The 5,243-nt window shown below is 71.0% G+C and carries 4 protein-coding genes; 2 read left to right on the forward strand and 2 right to left on the reverse strand.

Annotation, left to right across the window (positions count from 1 at the left end; all coding sequences use genetic code 11):
- Positions 1-251 precede the first annotated feature (251 nt).
- Together G7A99_RS15730 and G7A99_RS15735 are read left to right on the forward strand one after the other, a co-directional pair.
- Positions 252-545 carry an accessory factor UbiK family protein gene (locus G7A99_RS15730; protein WP_018719683.1) on the forward strand — a complete coding sequence of 98 codons (294 nt, stop codon included), beginning with the start codon at positions 252-254 and terminating at the stop codon, positions 543-545.
- A 54-nt stretch (positions 546-599) separates the two neighbouring features.
- The gene (locus G7A99_RS15735; RefSeq protein WP_163141838.1) at positions 600-2,117 is read left to right on the forward strand and encodes a YifB family Mg chelatase-like AAA ATPase; all 1,518 of its coding nucleotides are present in this window, start codon (positions 600-602) and stop codon (positions 2,115-2,117) included.
- 21 nt (positions 2,118-2,138) lie between these two features.
- Here the strand turns inward: G7A99_RS15735 and G7A99_RS15740 are convergent, their stop codons facing one another.
- Together G7A99_RS15740 and G7A99_RS15745 are read right to left on the reverse strand one after the other, a co-directional pair.
- Positions 2,139-4,280 (reverse strand): bifunctional diguanylate cyclase/phosphodiesterase, encoded by a 2,142-nt coding sequence (locus tag G7A99_RS15740; protein WP_163141841.1) that lies wholly within the window; start codon positions 4,278-4,280, stop codon positions 2,139-2,141.
- Positions 4,281-4,469: 189 nt separating this feature from the next.
- On the reverse strand, positions 4,470-5,243 hold a 774-nt coding region (locus tag G7A99_RS15745; protein WP_163141844.1), incomplete at its 5' end, for an energy transducer TonB.

Here is a 5,243-nt window from a genome sequence, read left to right on the forward strand (position 1 = left end):
TCCTGAGAATGCGCCGGCGAATCCGGCACTGCGCAACACTCACACCGCCATAAGCAGAGCCCGTGCCAACTTGATTTAATCCTTTAAAAACATAACTTTATTAAGCAACCGAAATCGCGTGTCCCGTTGCGGTGCAACGCGTGTGCACCATAGTGGTGCGATCCGTTTTGGTCGTCCCGCCCCCATTGGTGCATTCGCGCACAGGCCGTGGCGGGCGTAGAATCCGGCATCACGGCATAAGGAGGCCCGTCATGCTCAGCCCGAAACAGCTCGACGAGATGGCCAGGCGCGTCAGCGAGCACCTGCCCGGTGGCGTGCGCGAGTTCCAGCAGGAGATCGAGAAGAACACCCGCACTGCCCTGCAGTCGGCGTTCTCGCGCATGGAGCTGGTGACCCGCGAGGAGTTCGACGCCCAGGCGAAGGTGCTTGCGCGTACCCGCGCGAAGCTGGAGGCCCTGGAGCGCCGGGTCGCCGAACTGGAAGGCGGACCGGCCGGCGCAGACACCGCCGTTTCCGGCGACGAGACGGAATCCGGCGGCGCCTGACGCCGCCTGCCGCGGGGGCAGGACGGCCCCCGCGCCGGGAACAGGGAGGTTCGCGTGTCCCTAGCAGTCGTGAACGGCCGCGCCGGTGTCGGCGTGGAGGCACCGCCGGTGGCGGTGGAGGTCCACCTCGCCGGTGGCCTGCCGTCGCTCACCATCGTCGGCCTGCCCGAGACCGCGGTGAAGGAGTCCCGCGAGCGCGTGCGCAGCGCGCTGGTGATGAGCGGCTTCGACTTCCCGCCACGCCGGGTGACCATCAACCTCGCCCCGGCGGACCTGCCCAAGGACGGCGGACGCTTCGACCTGCCCATCGCCCTCGGTATCCTCGCCGCCTCCGGCCAGGTCCCGGCCGACGCCCTCGACGGACTGGAATTCGCCGGCGAGCTGGCGCTGACCGGCGCCCTGCGCGGCATCTCCGGTGCCCTGCCGTTCGCGGTGCACTGCCAGCGCGCCGACCGCCAGGCGGTTCTGCCCCGGGACAGTGCCGCCGAGGCCGCCCTCGTGGGGTCGGGCCGCGTCCTCGCCGCGGATCACCTCCTCGACGTCTGCGCCCACCTCACCGCCCGGACCCCGCTCGCCGCGGCGACGCCGCCACCCGCCGGCGAAGGTCCCTCAGTGGCGGACCTCGCCGACGTGCGCGGCCAGCAGCAGGCCCGGCGCTGCCTGGAGATCGCCGCCGCGGGCGGCCACTCGCTGCTGCTGTGCGGCCCGCCAGGCACCGGCAAGAGCATGCTTGCGGCACGCCTGCCCGGCATCCTGCCGCCGATGACCGAGCAGGAGAGCCTGGAGAGCGCGACCGTCGCCTCGGTGAGCGACGGCGGTTTCGACCCGGCGCGCTGGGGGGTACGCCCGTTCCGGGCGCCGCACCACTCCGCCTCCCACGTCGCGCTCGCCGGCGGGGGCGGCCGTCCCAGGCCCGGCGAGGTCTCGCTGGCGCACAACGGCGTACTGTTCCTCGACGAGTTCCCGGAGTTCAGCCGCCGGGCACTGGAGATGCTGCGCGAACCGCTGGAGACCGGGCAGGTGGAGATTTCCCGCGCCGCCGCCAAGGTCCGCTACCCGGCGGCCTTTCAGCTCGTGGCGGCGATGAACCCCTGCCCCTGCGGCCATCTCGGCGATCCGGGCGGCGAATGCCGCTGCACCCCCGACCAGATCGCCCGCTACCAGGGCCGGCTCAGCGGGCCCCTGCTGGATCGCATCGACCTGTTCTGCTCGGTGCCCCGGCTGGCGCCGACGGAGCTGCGCGCGAGCCCGCCCGGGGAGGACAGCGCCACCGTCCGCGCCCGGGTCGCGGATACCAGACGTCGCCAGCGCGAGCGCGATGACGCGGCGGCGGCCGCCCTGCCGCCGGGGATACTGGAGGATCGCTGCCGGCTGGACGCCACCGCGGCCGCCCTGCTCGATCAGGCCGGCGAACGTCTCGGGCTCACCGCCCGGGGAATCCACCGCTGCCTGCGCGTCGCCCGCACCATCGCGGACCTCGCCGGCAGCGACGTGGTCACTGCCACCCACCTGGCCGAGGCAGTCGGCTACCGGGAACGCCGCGGCACAGGAGAGGCCGCAGCGACCCGGTGACGTCATCGCCGGCGCACCCGGTCAACGGGATCGGTGCAGCTCGATGTACCCACGCCGGAGCACGGCCTCGAGGTCGTCGGCGGATGCCGGTGCCGCGGCGAGGAAGCCCTGGAGATCGCCACAGCCCAGGCGGCGCACCGCATCAAGCTGCTCCGGCGTCTCCACGCCCTCGGCCACCGTGGTCAGTCCCATGCTCGCCGCGAGGGCGATGATGGTCTCCACCAGCCCCAGGTCCATGGGATCACCGGGGATGTCGCGCACGAAGGACTGATCCACCTTGAGGCAGTCCACCGGCAACCGCTTGAGGTAGCTGAGCGATGAGTAGCCGGTGCCGAAATCGTCGATGGCGACCCGCACGCCGTGACCCTTGAGCTCGGTGAGCTTCACGGTGTTGGCCTCGGCATCGTGCATCGCCGCGCTCTCGGTGACCTCCACCTCCAGGGCATCGCCGGGCAGCCCGCAGGCCGCCAGCGCGGCGAGAACGGTGGCGACAAAGTCGTCTTGCTGCAGCGTGAGCGCGGAGATGTTCACGCCGACCCTAGGATTCAGTCCCCGGCTGCGCCAGTCCCGGGCCTGGACGCAGGCGGTGTTCAGGACCAGCCGGTCCAGTGCGTGGACGAGCCCGGTCTGCTCCGCCAGGGGAACGAACTCCGCCGGCGACACCCACCCCCTGTCGGGACGATACCAGCGGGCCAGCGCCTCCAGGCCGGTGATCCGTCCGTCGCGGACGTCCACCCGCGGCTGGTAGTGCAGCTCGATGTCCTGCGCGGCTATAGCCTCGCGCAGGGCGCGCTCCAGCGCGACCCGCTCCTGCACGTGATTCGCCTGGGCACGCCGGAAGACACAATAGCCGAGGCCGCCGAGCTTGGCCTCGTACATGGCGATGTCGGCGTTCTTGAGCAACTCCGGCAGGCTCGCGCCGTGCTCCGGGTAGTGGACCAGGCCGATGCTCGCCCCCAGCTCGGCGCTGAACGAGCCGTGGCGGAACGGGCGCTCGAAGCACTCGAGCACGCGGCGGGCCTCGGTCTCGAGGATCGCCTCGTCCGCCCCCGGGATCAGGACCGCGAACTCGTCGCCGCCCAGACGGGCCAGCAGGCACCTCTCCGGCAGGACCTCGCGCAGCCGTCCGGCCACCTGCTGGAGCAGGGCATCGCCGTGCTCATGGCCCTGGGTGTCGTTGATGTCCTTGAAGCGGTTGAGGTCCATGTACATCACGCCCACCGGTTCGCCCCGGTCGTCCGCCCGCGCGAGCAGGGCGCTGCCGCGGGCATGGAGGAGGCGACGGTTGGGCAGCCCGGTCAGGGGGTCGTAATGGGCAAGCTCCTCAATACGGCGCTCACGCTGGCGGCGCTCGGTGATGTCGTTCCAGACCACGTACAGGGCGGAGCGCCCGCGGAACGCCATGGTGGTGAGCGTGACCTCGCAGGGGAAGGGCTCGCCGTCCGCACGCAAATGGGTCCACTCGAAGCGGTGGAAGTGCCGTTCGTAGGCGATTCGCACCATCTCGGCGGCCTTGTCGCAGGAGCGCTGGCCGTCGGGCTGGAACTCGGGGGAGATGTCACAGGGCCGGCGCCCCAGGATATGGTCCCGGTCCGGCTGCCGGAGTATGTGCAGGGTCGCCGGATTGCAGTCGGCAAACGTGTCGTCGTCGAGGATGAGGATGGCGTCCTCGGAGGCCTCGAAGACGCTGCGGAACATCGCCTCGCGTTCCTCGAGCTGGCGCTCGTGGCGGCGGCGCTCGGTGATATCGAGCATGACGCCGACGATCCCGCCGGGAGCGCCGGCGTCATCCGGGAAGACCGCCTTGTGGAAGGAGATGTCCCGCTCGCTGCCATCGGTGAAACGGACCCGCGTCTCGTAGACCTGGACGCCACCGCTGGCGAGCAGGGCCCGGTCCGCTTCCTCGTAGACGGCGGCGAGATGCGGTGGCGCAAGGTCGTACACGCCCTTGCCGGCCACCTCCTCCGGGGCGCGCCCGAGGATGCCGCGGGCGAAGGCCTCGTTGCAGCCGATATAACGGCACTCGGCGTCCTTGAAGAAAACCGGTGCCGGGATGGCGTCGACGATCCGCTGCAGGAGGCGGCCGGCCTGGCAGCCGTCTCCCGGACAGTCGCCGCCCCCCGCGCTGTGCTCCCCCGAAGACCTGGCTTGATCTGCGTCCATTTCCCGCTCTGAATTGTCTCGCCGCAGCGGCAGTCCCTGCCCCGTTGAATCGTCCCGTGCCCCCGGTTCGCATCCCTGGCCGGGGGCCCGGTGCTCTGCGCTGACACTACCCGTGATCGCGACAGTATTCCACGAACATGACGGCAGCGGGGAGCGGCGCCGCGCCCGGAGCGGGCGCGGGACCCTTCGTCAGCGGTTGGAGAGACGGTAATCGACGGGAATCACGATCTGCCGGCCGACCAGGCCGGGCGGCGGTGCCGGCAGCGGGGAGGCGGAACGCACCATTCGCAGGGCCGCGCGATCCAGCGTACGACTGCCGGAGCCGCGCACGATCTCCAGGCCCTCGACGCTTCCGTCCGCGGCGATGCGCATCGCCACTCGGACGACCCCCTCTTCGCGGCGTAATCTTGCCCGGCGGGGGTAATGCTTGTGTCGCTCGAACAGCGCGACCAGCGAGCTGAGGTAGCCCTTGTTACCCGCGGCACCGGGATCCCCGGCATTTCCGCCCCCGGGCGCCCCCCCGCCGCCCGGGGACGCCGCCCGCTTACCACCGGGGCGGCCGGCCACCCCCTCCGACCCGCCGGTTGACTCGCCGTCCGGCGAGCCCGCTGTCTCGGCGGGCTCTTCCGTCCCCGCATCCGGTTTGCCCGCGGGCCCGGAATCCGATGACGCCGCAGGTTCCGGTTCCGGCTTGGTTTCCGGCTTGGTTTCCGGCTTGGTTTCCGGCTTGGTTTCCGGCTTGGTTTCCGGCTTGGTTTCCGGCTTGGTTTCCGGCTTGGGTTCCGGCTTGGGTTTCGGCTCCGGTTTCGGCTCCGGTTTCGGCTCCGGTTTCGGCTCCGGTTTCGGCTCCGGTTTCGGCTCCGGTTTCGGCTCCGGTTTCGGCTCCGGTTTCGGCTCAGGCTTCGGCTCAGGCTTCGGCTCAGGCTTCGGCTCAGGCTTCGGCTCCGGTTTCGGCTCCGGTTT

This window comes from Arhodomonas sp. KWT (genome assembly GCF_010993615.1).